Source organism: Streptomyces sp. NPDC017991 (assembly GCF_044328075.1).
Taxonomy (GTDB): Bacteria; Actinomycetota; Actinomycetes; order Streptomycetales; family Streptomycetaceae; genus Streptomyces.
The window spans coordinates 190,658-208,019 of record NZ_JBIRGP010000010.1; the positions used below are offsets into that span (position 1 = coordinate 190,658).

General features: G+C 70.5%; 11 protein-coding genes. 9 read left to right on the top strand and 2 right to left on the bottom strand.

Annotated features, from left to right (window positions below):
- The first annotated feature begins 122 nt into the window (after positions 1–122).
- The 5 genes from ACH4DZ_RS28330 (at position 123) to ACH4DZ_RS28350 (ending at position 7,173) form a co-directional block, all read left to right on the top strand.
- Positions 123–494 (top strand): four-helix bundle copper-binding protein, encoded by a 372-nt coding sequence (locus ACH4DZ_RS28330; protein WP_398290186.1) that lies wholly within the window; start codon positions 123–125, stop codon positions 492–494.
- A 108-nt stretch (positions 495–602) separates the two neighbouring features.
- Entirely contained in the window at positions 603–1,793 is a 1,191-nt protein-coding gene (locus tag ACH4DZ_RS28335; protein WP_398290187.1) for an acyl-CoA dehydrogenase family protein, read from the top strand.
- 119 nt (positions 1,794–1,912) lie between these two features.
- On the top strand, positions 1,913–2,770 hold the full coding sequence (locus ACH4DZ_RS28340) for an oxygenase MpaB family protein (protein ID WP_398290188.1): 858 nt from the start codon (positions 1,913–1,915) through the stop codon (positions 2,768–2,770).
- Between the two features lie 74 nt (positions 2,771–2,844).
- A complete protein-coding gene (locus tag ACH4DZ_RS28345) occupies positions 2,845–5,250 on the top strand; it encodes a tetratricopeptide repeat protein (protein WP_398290189.1) in 2,406 nt (801 codons plus the stop codon).
- 360 nt (positions 5,251–5,610) lie between these two features.
- Positions 5,611–7,173 carry a phytoene desaturase family protein gene (locus ACH4DZ_RS28350; RefSeq protein WP_398290190.1) on the top strand — a complete coding sequence of 521 codons (1,563 nt, stop codon included), beginning with the start codon at positions 5,611–5,613 and terminating at the stop codon, positions 7,171–7,173.
- Positions 7,174–7,305: 132 nt separating this feature from the next.
- On the opposite strand, the gene ACH4DZ_RS28355 is transcribed toward ACH4DZ_RS28350, so the two are convergent.
- A complete protein-coding gene (locus ACH4DZ_RS28355) occupies positions 7,306–9,111 on the bottom strand; it encodes a serine hydrolase (RefSeq protein ID WP_398290191.1) in 1,806 nt (601 codons plus the stop codon).
- A gap of 181 nt (positions 9,112–9,292) precedes the next feature.
- Between ACH4DZ_RS28355 and ACH4DZ_RS28360 the strand changes: the two genes are divergently transcribed.
- The 4 genes from ACH4DZ_RS28360 to ACH4DZ_RS28375 all read left to right on the top strand — a co-directional run bounded on the left by ACH4DZ_RS28360 (position 9,293) and on the right by ACH4DZ_RS28375 (position 15,841).
- Positions 9,293–10,402 carry an NAD(P)H-dependent flavin oxidoreductase gene (locus ACH4DZ_RS28360; protein WP_398290192.1) on the top strand — a complete coding sequence of 370 codons (1,110 nt, stop codon included), beginning with the start codon at positions 9,293–9,295 and terminating at the stop codon, positions 10,400–10,402.
- A complete protein-coding gene (locus ACH4DZ_RS28365) occupies positions 10,399–11,949 on the top strand; it encodes an acyl-CoA synthetase (protein WP_398290193.1) in 1,551 nt (516 codons plus the stop codon). Before ACH4DZ_RS28360 ends, ACH4DZ_RS28365 begins: the two co-directional genes overlap by 4 nt.
- Before the next feature lie 159 nt (positions 11,950–12,108).
- On the top strand, positions 12,109–13,683 hold the full coding sequence (locus ACH4DZ_RS28370; RefSeq protein WP_398290194.1) for an acyl-CoA synthetase: 1,575 nt from the start codon (positions 12,109–12,111) through the stop codon (positions 13,681–13,683).
- A 169-nt stretch (positions 13,684–13,852) separates the two neighbouring features.
- On the top strand, positions 13,853–15,841 hold the full coding sequence (locus ACH4DZ_RS28375) for a sulfatase (RefSeq protein WP_398290195.1): 1,989 nt from the start codon (positions 13,853–13,855) through the stop codon (positions 15,839–15,841).
- Positions 15,842–15,916: 75 nt separating this feature from the next.
- Here ACH4DZ_RS28375 and paaK read toward each other — a convergent pair whose 3' ends face one another.
- Positions 15,917–17,212 (bottom strand): phenylacetate--CoA ligase PaaK, encoded by a 1,296-nt coding sequence (gene paaK, locus ACH4DZ_RS28380; protein ID WP_398290196.1) that lies wholly within the window; start codon positions 17,210–17,212, stop codon positions 15,917–15,919.
- Positions 17,213–17,362: the final 150 nt, after the last annotated feature.

Consider the following 17,362-nt stretch of genomic DNA (forward strand, 5'->3'; position numbering starts at 1 on the left):
AGAGCGCGGTCGTGACCACGTCAATAACTTCTGCACGCTCGGTCCGCCCTGCACGCTCGGCCACTCGCGGCGCGCTTGTTTTCGCCGGGTTTGGCGCGGCGGCGTCCGGCTACCCGGACCATGTGTCAGTAACAGAGCTTCAGGAACTCGTTCGTTTCCTTGAGGACCGGTTCGCCTGCGCGCAGGCCTGCACCGAGTGCGCGAGGGCGTGTGCCCTGCGTGCGAGCCTCGCCGACATCGACGGTCCCGAGGACCAGCAACTGATCCGGCGCAAGGGCATTCTGTGCACGGAGGTCTGCGACGCGACCTGCCGTCTCCTGGCGGAGCAGGTCACCCAGTCGGAGGACGCCATGCGTTCCCAGGTCGAGTGGTGCCGCACGGTCTGCCTCGAAACCGCCCATGTCTTCGACCTCGGCCCCGGTTCCGAGGAGAGCGCCCAGGCCTGCCGCGACTGCGCCCGTGCCTGTACGGAATTCCTCGCTCAACTGCGGTGAGCCGGCCGGGCCTGTCACCGGCATTCCCTATTTCTGAAACACGTTCTACGGTGTGCGCCGTCAGGTCCGGGTGCCCGCGGCAGTGGGCCGGGGAACCAGGGAGGCGCCGTGCATCTCGAATACACGCCGGAGCAGCAGCGGTTGCGCACCGAACTGCGCGCCCATTTCGCCGAACTCGTGCCGGCCGACGTGCACACCCGGTACGACGACCCGGCCGCGCAGAAGCGCTTCTACCGTGACACCATCCGTCGGCTGGGCTCCGACGGCTGGCTGGGCGTCGGCTGGCCGAAGGAGTACGGCGGACGCGGTCTGACGCCGATGGAGCAGTTCATCTTCTTCGACGAGGCCGCCCAGGCCGGCGTACCGCTGCCGCTGATGGCGCTGAACACGGTCGGTCCGACCATCATGAGGTTCGGCACGGACGAGCAGAAGGCGTACTTCCTGCCGAGGATCCTCTCCGGCGAGATCGACTTCGCGATCGGCTACAGCGAACCCGACGCGGGCACGGATCTGGCCGCCCTCAAGACGCGGGCGGTCAGGGAGGGCGACGAGGAGAGCGGCCACTACACGGTCGACGGGCAGAAGATCTGGACGACGAACGGCGACACGGCCGACTGGGTCTGGCTCGCCGTCCGCACCGACCCCGACGCGCCGCCGCACAAGGGCATCACCATGCTCCTCGTCCCGACCTCCGACCCCGGCTACTCCTGCACGCTCATCAACACCCTCGCCTCGCACGACACCACCGCCAGCTACTACGAGAACATCCGCGTCCCCGCCTCCCGCCGCGTCGGCGAGGAGAACAAGGGCTGGCGGCTGATCACCAACCAGCTCAACCACGAACGCGTCACGCTCGCCGCCCACGGCACGATGGCCATCCGCGCCCTGCACGACGTACAGCGCTGGGCCATGGAGACCAAACTCGCCGACGGCCGCCGGGTCGCCGACCTGCCCTGGGTACGTCGGACGCTCGCCCGGACCCACATCAGGCTGGACGCGATGAAACTGCTCAACTGGCAGATGGTGAACGCCGTCCAGGAAGGCAGCCTCACTCCGCAGGACGCCTCCGCGGTCAAGGTGTACGGGTCCGAGGCCCGCCGTGACGCGTACGCCTGGCTCATGGAGGTCGTCGCCGCCGCGGGCGCCCTGAAGGACGGGTCGGCGGGCGCGGTCCTCCACGGCGACCTGGAGCGCGGCTACCGCTCGGCCGTCATCTTCACCTTCGGCGGCGGCAACAACGAGATCCAGCGGGAGATCATCTCGTGGATCGGCCTGGGAATGCCGAGGGTACGACGCTAGCCGAACCCGCCGTACCACCGGCTTGTGCCGATCGGTGACGTCTACTCATGGCTATCGCCGTGACGGTGCCCGCGCCATGTGCAAGTCGGTAGGCGCATTGGGCAGTTAGGGTTGAACACATGGATGTGGAGCACACAGACGATCCCGGTCTGTTCGGTCCCGGCTCCGTGACCTGGCAGTTGCACGGCGACCCCATGATGTGGGTCGCCGGGGTCCGCGCGCTCTACCTCCAGGCGCTGCACCCGCGCGCGGTACGCGGTGTCATGCAGAACTCCGACTTCCGCAGGGACGCCTGGGGCCGCCTGATGCGTACGGCCCACTTCGTCGGCACCACCACGTACGGGACGAAGGAGGCGGCCGAGAAGGCCGGTGCGCGCGTGCGGAGGATCCACACGATGCTCACGGCGACCGATCCCGCCACGGGGGAGTGCTACGGCATCGACGAACCCGCGCTGCTGCTGTGGGTCCACTGCGCCGAGATCGACTCCTATCTGCACGTCCTGCGCCGCTCCGGCTTCCGGCTCACGGACGCGCAGGCCGACCGGTACGTCGACGAACACCGCGTCAGCGCACGGCTGGTGGGGCTCGACCCCGCCGACGTACCGTCCGACCAGGGAGAACTGGCCGCCTACTTCGACAGGACGCGGCCGGAACTGACCGCCGGCCCGGAGGCGCGGGACGTCGACGACTTCCTGCGCAGGCCGCCCGTCCACCCGCTGCTGGTCCCGGCGCGGGCCCTGCTGTGGCGCTGGGTGGCGCAGACCGCGTACGCCTCACTGCCGCCCCACGCCCATGAGTTGTACGGAAGATCCGTACGGTCGCCCCGGGCGGTGACCCGGCGGCTACGCCTCACAGGCACCGTGCTGCGCTGCGTTCCCGCACGTCTGCGCTGGCAACTGCCGCCCAAACACATTATCCGGGCCATGTCACGGCTCGGCCCCGGCTCGCGCCCCGCACCGTACAAAGTCGGACCATAGCTCGTCATACTGGGCTCGTCATACTGGGCGGGCCAGGGGAGGGCGGGCCCGGACGACGGGGGCGATCGCGGCAGATGGGGGAGACCAGGCTCATCCAGGGCCGGTACCGATTGCTCGACCTGATCGGTCGAGGCGGCATGGGAGAGGTATGGCGGGCGCGGGACGAGTCGCTGGGCAGGCTGGTCGCCGTCAAGTGCCTCAAACCGCTGGGCCATCATCAGGAGAACGCGTTCACACGTGTGCTGCGGGAGCGGTTCCGGCGCGAGGCCCGGGTGGCCGCGGCCCTCCAGCACCGCGGTGTGACCGTCGTCCACGACTTCGGTGAGTCCGACGGTGTCCTGTACCTGGTGATGGAGCTGCTCGGCGGCCGCAACCTGAGCCAGCTCCTGGAGGACAACAGGCAGCACCCCCTGCCGGTCGGCGACATCGTGGACGTCGCTGAACAGGTCGCCGCCGCCCTCGCCTACACCCACCAGCAGGGCATCGTGCACCGCGACCTGAAGCCCGCCAACATCATGCGGCTCGACGACGGCACGGTGAAGATCTGCGACTTCGGCATCGCCCGCCTCGGCCATGACATCGGCTTCACCTCACGCCTCACCGGCACCGGCATCGCCATGGGCACCCCGCACTACATGTCGCCCGAGCAGATCGGCGGCACCGAGGTCGACCAGCGCAGCGACCTCTACTCCTTCGGCTGCGTCCTGTACGAGATCGCCACCGGAGCCCCGCCGTTCGACCTCGACGACGCATGGGCGGTCCTCGTCGGACACCGTGACACGGCACCCGAGCCGCCGCGCAGCCACCGGGCCGAAATCCCCGAGTTCCTGGACCGGATCATTCTCGACCTGCTGGCCAAGGAGCCCGGACGGCGACCGCACGACGCCCGCGAGCTGGGACGCCGGATTGGCGCGGGCCGCACCACACCGCCATATGTGCCGACCATGGTGTCGGCGCCCGTGCGGCCCGAGGCGGTGAAGTGGCCCGAGGTACGGGAGTGGCCCGAGGCGGCGGGACACCTTGAGGTGACGGTACGTCCTGAGGCGACGGCAGGCCCTGAAGCGACAGCAGGCCCTGAAGCGACGGCAGGCCCTGAAGCGAAAGCGGGCCCTGAAGCGAAGGCGGGCCCTGAGGTGGCCGAGCGGCCCGTCCCGCGCGAGGCGCGTCTGCCGTCCTGGACCCGCGGCATGACCACCGGCCACAAGGCGACCGGGACCGGCGTGGGACCGCGCGCCACACCGCCGGACGCCGCCGCGGGCCTCACCGGCGACTGGATCGCCCGTACCGACACCCGCGGCGCCCCGGACCAGACTCCCGCCGAACGGCCCACCCCGTCCCCCGAGTTGCTCACCGCACTCACCGGCCGCCACAACGCGGGGCTGAGCCTCGGACGGCTGAGCCGCTGGGCGGAGGCCGGCGAGGTGCACCGCGCCGTCGCCGCCGAACGCGAGCACGCCCTCGGACCCGACCACCCCGACACCCTGGCCAGCCGCTACGAGGTCGGCTTCACCCTCAGCCGCACGGGCCGCCCCGCCGACGCGCTGCGCGCATACACGCACGTGGCCCGCACCAGGGAGCACGTGCTCGGCCCCGAGCACCCGGACACCCTGGCCGCCCGCCAGGAAATGGCGTACGTACTGGGCCAGTTGGGACGCCACTTCGAGGCGCACCAGGTCTATACGGGCGTGCTCGCCACCCGAGAACGCGCGATGGGCCCCGACCACCCGGACACCCTGCGCTGCCGCCACAACCTCGCCTTCAACCTCAGCAGGCTCGGGCGCCTTGAGGACTCGTACCGGATGGCGAGCGAGGTGGCCGCGGCCCGCGCCCGGGTGCTCGGCGCGAACCATCCCGACACCCTCGTCACCCGGTACGAAGTCGCTTACGCGCTCAGTCAGTTGGGGCGGTGGACCGAGGCGCTGGGCACCTACCGGGAGGTCGCCGGGGCTCGGGCGCAGGCGCTCGGACCCGACCATCCGGACACGCTCGCCGCCCGCTACGAGGTCGGCATCAGTCTCGGCAGGCTCGGGCACAGCGCGCAGGCCCTGGTGCTGTACCGCGCGCTGATCGACGACCGCACCCGTGTGCACGGGCCCGTCCATCCCGAGACCCTGCGCGCCCGGCACGGCCTCGGGGTCAACCTCGGACGGCTCGACCGGTGGGAGGAGGCGCTCGCCGAGTCCCGTGACGTGTGTGCCATCCGGGAGCGGATCCTCGGGCCCGATCACCCGGACACCCTGGTGAGCCGTCGCGAGGTCGCCGTCGGGCTCGGCTGGCTCGGCCGGTGGGGGGACGCGCTCGCGGAGTACCGGCTGGTGGCCGGGGCGCGTGAGCGGGTGCTCGGGGCCGACCATCCCGATGCTCTGGCCAGCCGTAATGACGAGGCGCACTGTCTGGAGCAGTTGGGGCGGGTGGGGGAGGCGGCGGAGTTGTATAGGAGGGTGGCTTCGTTGCGGCAGCGGGTTTCCGGGGCCTATTGAGGCACCGGGCTGTCTTTTGCCTGTACTGGGGCTGCGCCCCATGCCCCCTTGGTCGTTTTTCGGGTGCGGGTCGGGTGTGGCTGGTCGCGCAGTTCCCCGCGCCCCTTGGGGGGTGGGGGTGGGCGGGGTTTGGTGGGTGCGGGTTGGGCGTGGCTGGTCGCGCAGTTCCCCGCGCCCCTTAGGGGGTGGGGGTTGGGCCGGGTGTTCGGGTGCCGGCCGGCCGCGGGCTGGGTGCGCAGTTCCCCGCGTCCCTTAGGGGCGCAGCTCCTCGCGTCTCTTCGGGGGAGGGCGCCCCACATGGGGGGCCGCCGGGTGCGTGTGGGGGTGGTCGGTGTGGATCTTTGCGTGTTACCTAGGGGGATGGGTGCTCACGAGGGATACCGGGAACACGACGTCGTCATTGTCGGCGGAGGGCACAACGGACTGGTGGCCGCCGCCTACCTGGCCCGCGCGAGAAAGTCCGTGCTCGTGCTGGAGCGGCTGGCGAACACCGGCGGTGCCGCCGTGTCGACCCGGCCGTTCGCCGGGGTCGACGCCCGGCTGTCGCGTTACTCCTATCTGGTCAGTCTGCTGCCCCGGAAGATCGTCCGGGACCTGGGCCTCGACTTCCGGGTCCGCGGCCGCAACGTGTCCTCGTACACCCCCACCGAGCGGAGCGGCCGACCCGCCGGACTGCTCGTCGGGGGCGGCGAGCGGCGTACCCGGGAGGCCTTCGCCAAGCTCACCGGTTCGGGCAGCGAGTACCAGGCCTGGCAGCGCTTCTACGGCATGACCGGCCGCCTCGCCAAGAAGGTCTTCCCCACCCTCACCGAACCGCTCCCCACCCGCGACGAACTGCGCCGCCGCATCGACGACGAGGACGCCTGGCGCATCCTCTTCGAGGAACCGCTCGGGATCGCCGTCGAGGACACCTTCGCCGACGACCTCGTCCGCGGAGTCGTCCTCACCGACGCCCTCATCGGCACCTTCGCCGACGCCCACGACCCGACCCTGCGGCAGAACCGCTGCTTCCTCTACCACGTGATCGGCGGCGGCACCGGAGCCTGGGACGTCCCGGTCGGCGGCATGGGCGCCCTCACCCACGCGCTGGCCACCGCCGCGCGCAGCGCCGGCGCGGTCCTCGCGACGGGCCACGAGGCGCTCCGGGTGGAGACCGACGGACGCGCCGCCGAGGTCACCTACCGGACCGCGGACGGCGAGGGAACCGTCGCCGCCCGGCACGTGCTCGTCAACGCCTCCCCGCAGGAACTCGCGCGGCTGACCGGCGACGAGCCGCCCGCCCCCGCCGAGGGCGCCCAGCTCAAGGTCAACATGCTGCTGAAGCGGCTGCCCCGGCTGCGCGACACCTCCGTCGACCCGCGCGAGGCCTTCGCCGGGACCTTCCACATCGCCGAGGGGTACGAGCAACTGGCGACCGCGCACGCGCAGGCCTCGTCCGGTGTGCTGCCCGAGGCACCGCCTTCCGAGATCTACTGCCACTCGCTGACCGATCCCACGATCCTGGGCCCCGACCTGGTCCAGCAGGGCTACCACACGCTCACGCTCTTCGGACTGCACACACCGGCCCGGCTCTTCGCCCAGGACAACGACGGCGTACGCCGGGAACTGCTCAAGTCGACTCTGGCGCAGCTGGACGCACACCTCGCCGAACCGATCGTCGACTGCCTGGCGGCCGACTCGGACGGCCGCCTCTGTGTCGAGGCGAAGACACCCCTCGACCTCGAACGCGACCTCAGGCTGCCCGGCGGCAACATCTTCCACCGCGACCTCGCCTTCCCCCACACCCACGAGGACACCGGCCGCTGGGGCGTCGAGACCGCCCACCCCAACATCCTCCTCTGCGGCGCGGGCGCGGTGAGAGGCGGAGGCGTGAGCGGCGTCCCGGGCCACAACGCCGCCATGGCGCTCCTGGAAGCCCCCTAGGGGCTGTTCAGGGGCGCGGGGAACTGCGCTGAGCAACCCCCACGACCCGCAGTCGCATCCGTTACGGCAGGACCAACGGCGAACGCGACCGCGGGTCGTGGGGGCTCGGGTCCCCCGGGTCCCCCAGGGCGCTCAGTCCGAGGACGCCACCCACCCCACGGCCTCGACGCGCGCCGAGTCCGCCGGACGGCCGTCGTCGAACAGGACATGCCCGGCGTCACCGACCCGCAACGCGTCCACGTACGCCCCACGCCCCACGTACAGCCGGTCCGTCGCGTACCGCCACCGCAGGACGAGCCGCGCGGCAGCGGGAAGGTCCGCGCCGACCAGGTGCCACACCCGGCCCGACCAGCCGGTCACCGACCCGGCAGGATGCCCGGCGGGAGCCTCCCCGTCGCGGACGGTCGTGAACGGCACCACCTGCCACGTCTGCCCGCCGTCTTCCGACGACTCCAGGAAGAGCGCATCCGCCTGCGGTTCGGTGTCCCACCACAGCGCGCACCGCAGCCGCCCGCCGGCGCCCACGTCCAGCGCGGGCAGCGTCAGCGTCGCGGAGGCCGCGGTCGCCATGCCGGAGAACCAGGCCGTACGCCCCCGCGTGGGCCGCACCGGAACGGCGCGGGCCAGGTGGTTGGCCGCGGCGACGCGCGGAGCGGAACCGGAGCGCCAACCGCGCACAGGGTGAACGGAGTTGCCCAGCAGGACGAGGAAGGAGTCGGTCGTCGGGTCGAGCACGAGCGAGGTGCCCGTGAAACCCGTGTGACCCGCGGTCCGCGGAGTGGCCATCGCGCCCATGTACCAGTGCTGGTAGAGCTCGAAGCCGAGACCGTGCTCGTCGCCCGGGAAGGCCGTGTTGAAGTCGGTGAACATCAGGTCCACGGACTCCGGCTCCAGGATGCGCGCCCTGCCGTACACCCCGCCGTTGAGCAGTGTCCGGCCGAGGACCGCGAGGTCCCACGCGGTGGAGAAGACACCGGCGTGCCCCGCGACACCGCCCAGGCTGTACGCGTTCTCGTCGTGCACCTCGCCCCATACGAGGCCGCGGTCGAGCCCGGACCACGGCTTGCGGGCGTCCTCGGTGGCCGCGATCCCCGGCTTCCAGGAGGGCGGCGGGTTGTAGCGGGTGCGGCGCATCCCGAGCGGAGCGGTGATCTCGGTGCGGAGCAGAACGTCCAGGGTGCGGCCGGTGAACTTCTCCAGGACCAACTGCAGCGAGATCAGGTTGAGGTCCGAGTAGAGGTAGGCGGAGCCCGGCGGGTTGAGCGGCGCCTCCTTCCAGACGAGCTGGAGCTTCTCCTCGTACGTCGGCGCGCTGTAGAGCGGGATCCAGGCACGGAACCCCGAGGTGTGGGTGAGCAGTTGGCGGATCGTGATGTCCTGCTTGCCCGCGCCGCCGAAGTCGGGGAGGTACGAGGCGACCCTGCCTTCCAGGTCCAGCGTGCCGCGCTCGATCTGCTGCACGGCGAGGATCGAGGTGAACAGCTTCGACACCGAGGCCAGATCGAAGACCGTGTCCTCGGCCATCGCGATCTGCCGCTCCGCGGGGAACTCCACTCCCGTGTCGGTCTTCTCGTCGTACGCCGAGTAGCGCACCGCCTGGCCGATCGGCTCGTGCAGGGCGACCGTACCGCCGCGGCCCGCGAGCAGCACGGCACCCGCGTACCAGGGGTGCTGGGGGGAGGGGCCGAGGAACGACTCGGCGTCGGTGACGAGTTGGCGCAGAGGATCGGAGAGCAGGCCGGCGCGTTCGGCGGAGCCGTGGCGCAGGGTCGGGTGCTTGTCGCCGGCGCCGTCGCTCTCGGCCGTGCCGGGCGCCGCCGACGCCGCGGGCAGGGGCGCCAGGATCAGCGCGCCTCCCAACGCCGTCAGACCGCGCCCCACTTGACGCCGCGTCGGCCCGTCGCCCGCTCTGTCCCCCGCCGATGACATCGATGCCATTGAAGAGCCTCCCGTCGCACCGCCTGAAAGTATCTTTCCGCCCGCACTGTGCCCGGTGAAACTTTTGTGTCAGAGGAGGGCGGTGTCAACGGTGGCGCCCCGACTCGTCCGCCGTCCAAAAAACTGACGGGTCATCAGAAAAGGTCTTCCCTCGTCCGGAGGACTGCGGCATCCTGCGCCCATGCAGACGGAGCTGAGCAAGAAACTGGGAGTCGAGCACGCCCTCTTCGGCTTCACGCCGTTCCCCGCCGTCGCCGCTGCCATCAGCCGGGCCGGCGGACTCGGCGTGCTCGGCGCGGTCCGCTACGCCGACCCCGACGAGCTCAGACGGGACCTCGACTGGATCGAGGCACACGTCGACGGAATGCCGTACGGGCTGGATGTCGTCATGCCTGCCAAGAAGGTCGAGGGCGTCACCGAGGCCGACGTCGAGGCCATGATCCCCGAGGGGCACCGCCAGTACGTCCGGGACACCCTGGCCAAGTACGCGGTGCCCGAACTCGACGAGGGCGAGGCCTCCGGCTGGCGCATCACCGGCTGGATGGAACAGGTCGCCCGCACCCAGTTGGACGCCGCCTTCGACTATCCGATCAAGCTGCTGGCCAACGCGCTCGGCTCGCCGCCCGCCGACGTCATCGAGCGCGCCCACGAGAAGGGCGTTCTCGTCGCCGCCCTCGCGGGCAGCGCCCGGCACGCGCGCAAGCACGCCGAGGCGGGCATCGACATCGTCGTCGCCCAGGGCTACGAGGGCGGCGGCCACACCGGTGAGATCGCCTCCATGGTGCTCACTCCCGAAGTCGTCGAGGCCGTGGCGCCCCTGCCCGTACTCGCCGCCGGAGGTATCGGCAGCGGACAGCAGATGGCCGCCGCGCTCACGCTAGGCGCCCAGGGTGTGTGGCTCGGCTCTATATGGCTGACCACCACAGAGGCCGACATGCACTCGCGCGCCCTGACACAGAAGCTCCTCGCCGCCGGATCCGGCGACACGGTCCGCTCACGCGCGCTGACCGGAAAACCCGCACGGCAGCTGCGTACCGAATGGACCGACGCCTGGGACGACCCGAACGGACCCGGCACGCTCCCCATGCCCCTGCAGGGACTCCTGGTCGCGGAGGCGGTCTCACGGATCCAGAAGCACGAGGTGGAACCGCTGCTCGGCACACCCGTCGGGCAGATCGTCGGCCGCATGAACAGTGAACGCGGCGTCCAGGCGGTCGTCGACGACCTCACCCGCGGCTTCGAGGAGGCCGTGGACCGACTCGACCGCATCGCCGGAAGGAGCCACGAGTGAGCAAGCCCCCGAACGGCTTCTGGTCCCAGGCCACCGCCGACCCCGAACGCGTCGTGCTCGTCGCGACCGACGGCGAGGAGTGGACCGCCGGACGGCTGCACGCCGAGGCCAACCGCCTGGTCCACGGACTGCGCGCCGCCGGGCTCGAACGCGGCGACTCCTTCGCCGTCGTGCTGCCCAACGGCGTCGAGTTCCTCACCGTCCACCTCGCCGCCTCGCAGGCCGGCTTCTACCTCGTGCCCGTCAACCACCACCTGGTCGGCCCCGAGATCGCCTGGATCGTCGCCGACTCCGGGGCGAAGGCGCTCATCGCGCACGAGCGGTTCGGCGACGTCGCACGCCACGCGGCCGACGAGGCGAAGCTCCCCGCGGACCGGCGGTACGCGGTCGGCACGGTCGACGGCTTCCGGCCGTACGGTGACCTCCTCGACGGGCAGTCAGGGACCGTTCCCGGGGACCGGACGCTCGGCTGGGTCATGAACTACACCTCCGGCACCACGGGGCGACCGCGCGGCATACGTCGCCCGCTGCCCGGCAAGCTCCCCGAGGAGACGTACCTCGGCGGCTTCCTCGGCATCTTCGGCATCCAGCCGTTCGACGGCAATGTGCATCTGGTGTGCTCACCGCTCTACCACACGGCGGTCCTGCAATTCGCGGGCGCTTCCCTGCACATCGGGCACCGGCTGGTGCTGATGGACAAGTGGACACCCGAGGAGATGCTCCGGCTCATCGACACCCATCGGTGCACCCACACCCATATGGTGCCGACCCAGTTCCACCGCCTGCTCGCGTTGCCGCAACACACCAGAGAGGCGTACGACGTGTCGTCCATGCGGCACGCCATCCATGGCGCCGCCCCGTGTCCGGACCATGTGAAACGGGCCATGATCGAGTGGTGGGGCCACAGCGTCGAGGAGTACTACGCGGCCAGTGAGGGCGGTGGGGCCTTCGCCACCGCCGAGGACTGGCTGAAGAAACCCGGCACGGTCGGCAAGGCGTGGCCCATCAGTGAACTCGCCGTCTTCGACGACGAAGGGAACAGGCTGCCGCCCGGCGAACTCGGCACCGTCTACATGAAGATGAGCACCGGCGGATTCTCGTACCACAAGGACGAGACCAAGACGAGGAAGAACCGCATCGGGGACTTCTTCACCGTCGGCGACCTGGGGTACCTCGACGAGGACGGCTATCTCTTCCTCCGCGACCGCAAGATCGACATGATCATCTCGGGCGGGGTCAACATCTACCCCGCCGAGATCGAGGCCGCGCTGCTCACCCACCCCGCCGTCGCCGACGCGGCCGCCTTCGGGATCCCGCACGACGACTGGGGCGAGGCGGTGAAGGCGGTCGTCGAACCCGCTCCCGGCTTCGAACCGGGCGAGGCGCTGGCCGCGCGGATCCTCGAACACTGCGCGCAGCGACTGGCCGCGTACAAACGCCCCAGGAGCGTCGACTTCATCGAGACGATGCCACGCGACCCCAACGGGAAGCTGTACAAACGACGGCTTCGGGACCCCTACTGGGAGGGTCGTACGCGACCGGTGTGAGGCCTCGGCCCAGCTGCGGTCCGGCCCCATGTGGTTGCGGCCCACATGTGCCCCGGTCCCGTGTGGTCCCAAGCCATACGGGACCGTCCATGTCCCCCGTTCCGGAGCCCGTGCCGCCCGGCTTGACCTGCGACCTGGACGGAACCAGGATCAGGTCCCATGACGCCTGGACACGGCAGCACGGTTGACGGGGTGCTGCGACGCAGCGCCCGGCGCACCCCGGTTCGCGTCGCGGTCACCTACCGCGAACGCACCTGGACCTACGCCGAACTCGACGAGGCCGTGTCCCGCGCGGCCGAGGTACTGCGTTCCTCGGGACTCGCCCCGGGCGACCGCGTCGGCGCCTACGGGCACAACTCCGACGCGTACCTCATCGGTTTCCTGGCCTGCGCCCGCGCCGGACTGGTCCATGTACCGGTGAACCAGAACCTCACCGGCGACGATCTCGCGTACATCGTGGGGCAGTCGGGCAGCACACTGGTGCTGGCCGACCCGGACCTCGCGGACCGGCTCCCCGACGGCGTCCGGGTGCTGCCGCTGCGCGACGCCGAGGACTCGCTGCTCGCCCGGCTGGAGTCGACGCCCCCCTACGACGGCCCCGAGCCGCGCACCGAGGACCTGGTGCAGCTGCTCTACACCTCGGGCACGACGGCACTGCCCAAGGGGGCGATGCTGACCCACCGCGCGCTGGTGCACGAGTACCTGAGCGCCATCACCGCCCTCGATCTGAGCGCGGGCGATCTGCCCGTGCACTCGCTGCCGCTCTACCACTCGGCGCAGATGCACGTGTTCCTGCTGCCGTACCTCGCGGTCGGCGCCTCGAACACCATCCTCGACGCACCCGACGGGGACCAGTTGTTCGACCTGGTCGAAGCCGGCCGGGCGGACAGTCTCTTCGCGCCGCCCACCGTGTGGATCGGCCTGTCGAATCGCCCCGACTTCGCGACCCGCGACCTGGGCGGACTGCGCAAGGCGTACTACGGGGCGTCGATCATGCCGGTGCCCGTCCTGGAACGGCTGCGGGCCCGGCTGCCGAAACTATCCTTCTACAACTGCTTCGGCCAGAGCGAGATCGGTCCGTTGGCCATGGTCCTCGGGCCGCACGAGCACCGCAAGAAGCGGATGGACTCCTGCGGGCGTCCGGTGCTCTTCGTGGACGCGCGGGTGCTCGACGAGGACGGCAAGGACGTGCCCGACGGCACCACCGGTGAGGTCGTCTACCGGTCACCGCAGCTCTGCGAGGGCTACTGGGACAAGCCCGAGGAGACGGCCGAGGCTTTCCGGGACGGCTGGTTCCACTCCGGTGATCTCGTGGTGCGGGATGCCGAGGGATACTTCACCGTCGTCGACCGGGTGAAGGACGTCATCAACTCCGGGGGCGTACTGGTCGCTTCCCGTCAGGTCGAGGACGCGCTCTACACCCACCCCGAGGTGGCCGAGGCCGCGGTGATCGGTCTGCCCGACGAGCGGTGGATCGAGGCGGTCACCGCGGTCGTCGTCCCCCGCGGCGAGGTCACGGAGGAGGAACTGGTCGCCCACGCACGCGAGAAACTCGCCCACTTCAAGGCGCCGAAGCGGGTGGTGTTCGTGGATGAACTGCCGCGCAACGCGAGCGGGAAGATCCTCAAGCGGGAACTGCGGGACCGGTTCGGGGAGGGCTCCCCGGCGGCGGGCCCCGATGACCTTGACCTACCAGTGACCGAATCTTTGCCGGGCGAACCCCCGCCCCACTGAACCGGACCCGCCGGTGGGCCGTACCAGTTACGTTACGGCGGTCCGACCACCCGAGCCTGGTCCGCCCAGCCACCACCGGGTTTCGCACGGAAGGACCTTCGGGTTGTCTAGCACCACGAACTCTCACCAGTTGCCGGACCTGGACCGGACAACGCCGAAGGAACCCGAGATGCCCGAGGCAGTGCCTCCGGCGGACAGCACGCCCTCCGAGAAGGCCGGCAGGCCCCCCGAGAAGGCGGACACGCCCGCCGGGACAGCGGACGCGCCGATCGGTGCGGCGGTCGCCCCGGCCGAGACCGAGGACGAAGAGGCCCACGCCGGGGAGGACGAGGCCGCAGCCGCCGACGCGGACATACCTGCCGACGCGGACGCATCCGCCACCGGGGAGGCGCCCGCCGTCGCGGGTGAGGGTGCCTCCGCCGATGCCGATGCCGATCCCGATGCTGACGCTGATGCCGACGAGGACGCCCCAACCGGCGTCGACGGGACTGCCGAAGCACCCCCCACCCCCCGCGGCTGGCGCGCCAAGCACCCTGGCGCCGCCCGGACGGTGACCTACACGATCACCTCGCTCGCCGCCGTGCTCGTGCTCTTCGCGCTTCTCATGCCGAACGAGCCCGACCGCTTCCGGCCGGCCGTGTTCCTCCGGCTGCCGGTGGAGGCGATCTTCGGCGCGGCCGTCCTCATGGTCCTGCCGAAGACGCTGAGGCTGGTCACGGCCGTCCTCGCCGGTCTGAGCCTCGGCGCGATGACCGTCCTGAACCTCCTCGACCTCGGCTTCAACGAATTCCTCGGACGCGGCTTCAACGTCGTACTCGACTGGGTCCTGTTCGACGACGCCCGGACGTACCTTGAGGACTCGATGGGCAAGTCCGGCGCGGTCGGTGTCGTCGTCGCGGTCATCGTGCTCGTCGTCGCCGTGTTCGCGCTGATGGCCCTCTCCGTCGTCCGCCTCGCCAACCTGCTGGCCCGGCAGGGCGCCCGTGCGACCCGTGCCACGCTGGTCGCCGGCACGGTCTGGGTGGCCTGCTCGGCGCTCGGCGTGCAGTTCGCGGGGGTGCAGTTCGCGGCCCGCAGCACCGCGGGGGCCGTCCAGAACCGCGTGGACCGGGTGCAGGCGACCCTCAAGGACGAGGCGGAGTTCGCCAAGATCGCCAAGAAGGACGAGTTCGCGAAGACACCGCCCGCCCAGCTCGTCCCCGACCTGCGCGGCAAGGACGTCATCTTCGCCTTCATCGAGAGTTACGGCCGCAGCGCCATCGAGGACCCGGTCATGGCGCCCGGAGTCGACGCCACGCTCGACGACAAGACGGCGGAGCTGACCGAGGCCGGTTACGCCGCCAAGAGCGGCTGGCTCACCTCGGCGACGTACGGCGGCAGCAGCTGGCTCGGCCACTCCACGTTCCTGTCCGGGCTGTGGATCAGCAACCAGGCCCGCTATCGCACCGTCACCGCGGGCGACCACCTGACGCTCACCGGTGCCTTCCAGCGCTCCGGCGCCTGGCGGACCGTCGGCATCATGCCGGGCATCCAGAAGAACTGGCCCGAGGGTTCGTTCTACGGCCTCGACAACGTCTACGACTCACGCGAACTCGGCTACCAGGGCCCCAAGTTCAGCTGGTCGACCATGCCCGACCAGTACGCCCTGAGCGCCTACCAGCGTCTTGAGCACGGCAAGAAGCGCGACAAGCCGCTGATGTCGGAGATCATCCTGACCTCCAGCCACCAGCCCTGGGCGCCGATCCCCAAGACGATCCCCTGGGACGAGGTCGGCGACGGCTCGGTCTACGAGGACATCCAGAAGGACGGCAAGAAGGCCTCGGACGTCTTCTACGACTCCACCAAGGTCAAGGAGGAGTACGGCAAGTCCATCGAGTACTCCGTGACCAGCCTCATCGACTACGTGGTCAAGTACGGCGACAAGAACACCGTGCTGGTCTTCCTGGGCGACCACCAGCCCCTCGCCCGGGTGAGCGGCGACCACGCCAGCCGGGACGTGCCGGTGTCGATCGTCGCCCACGACAAGTCCGTACTCGACAAGATCGACGGCTGGAACTGGACCGAGGGCCTCAAGCCCGACGACACGGCCCCGGTCTGGCGGATGGACTCCTTCCGCGACCGCTTCCTGACGGCGTACGGCTCGACGCCCCACCCCTAGGGCCTGTCTGGCACCCCACCCCCAGCCCGGAACCACCTGGTCCGGACCCATCCGGCACCGAACAGGCGGCGCCGGCTATCGCGGGCGCAGGTCCACGATGCGCCTGATCTTGCCCACCGACCGTTCCAGCGACTCCGGTTCGACGATCTCGACCCGCGCCGAGACGCCGATGCCGTCCTTCACGGCCGCCGCGATGGCGCGCGCGGCGGCGTCGCGGATCTCCGGGGTGGCGCCCGCGCGCGCCTCGGCCCGTACGGTGAGCGAGTCGAGGCGGCCCTCGCGGGTCAGCCGCAGCTGGAAGTGCGGGGCGACGCCCGGGGTGCGCAGGACGATCTCCTCGACCTGGGTGGGGAAGAGGTTCACCCCGCGCACGATGACCAGGTCGTCGCTGCGGCCGGTGATCTTCCGCATCCGGCGGAAGACCCGGGCCGTACCGGGCATCAGCGTGGTCAGGTCCCGGGTCCGGTAGCGGATCACGGGCATCGCCTCCTTGGTGAGGGAGGTGAACACCAGCTCGCCCTCCTCGCCGTCCGGCAGCACCTCGCCGGTGAGCGGATCCACGACCTCCGGGTAGAAGTGGTCCTCCCAGATGTGCAGTCCGTCCTTCGTCTCCACGCACTCCTGGGCCACGCCGGGGCCGATCACCTCCGACAGCCCGTATATGTCGACCGCGTCGATGGCGAACCGCTCCTCGATCTCCCGGCGCATCTCCTCGGTCCACGGCTCGGCGCCGAAGATGCCCACGCGGAGCGAGGTGTGGCGCGGATCCACACCCTGCCGCTCGAACTCGTCGAGAATCGTCAGCATGTAGGAGGGCGTCACCATGATGATCCCGGGCTTCAGGTCCTGGATCATCTGGACCTGGCGCGCGGTCATGCCGCCGGACGCGGGAACGACCGTACAGCCGAGCCGTTCGGCGCCGTAGTGTGCGCCGAGCCCACCGGTGAACAGCCCATAGCCGTAGGCCACATGTGCGATGTCACCGGGCCGGCCGCCCGCCGCGCGGATCGAGCGGGCCACCATGTCGGACCACATGGAGAGGTCGTTCTCGGTGTATCCGACGACCGTGGGCAGCCCCGTGGTGCCACTGGAGGCATGGATGCGGCGAACACGCTCCCGCGGCACGGCGAACATCCCGTACGGGTAGTTGTCGCGCAGGTCCGCCTTCGTGGTGAAGGGGAAGCGGGCCAGATCGGCGAGCGAGTGGCAGTCCTCGGGCCGCAGCCCCGCCTTGTCGAAGGAGTCGCGGTAGAAGGGCACGTTCTCGTACGCGTGCCGCAGCGTGGTCCGCAGCCGCTCCAGCTGGAGCGCGCGCAGGCCGTCGGCGTCGAGCCGTTCGCCCGCGTCCAGCGAGTCCGTCGCATCCGCCACAGGCCTTCTCCCTCGCCCTGCACCATTTCGGGCGACCGATCATTCGGTCGTGTTCCCGGGGATCAAGTAATCCAGCCGTACGGGCGGCCGTCAAGGTGTGCGGCGGGAACCGCACCTCCCGTTCACCCCTCTTCCCCGCCGAGAGAACGA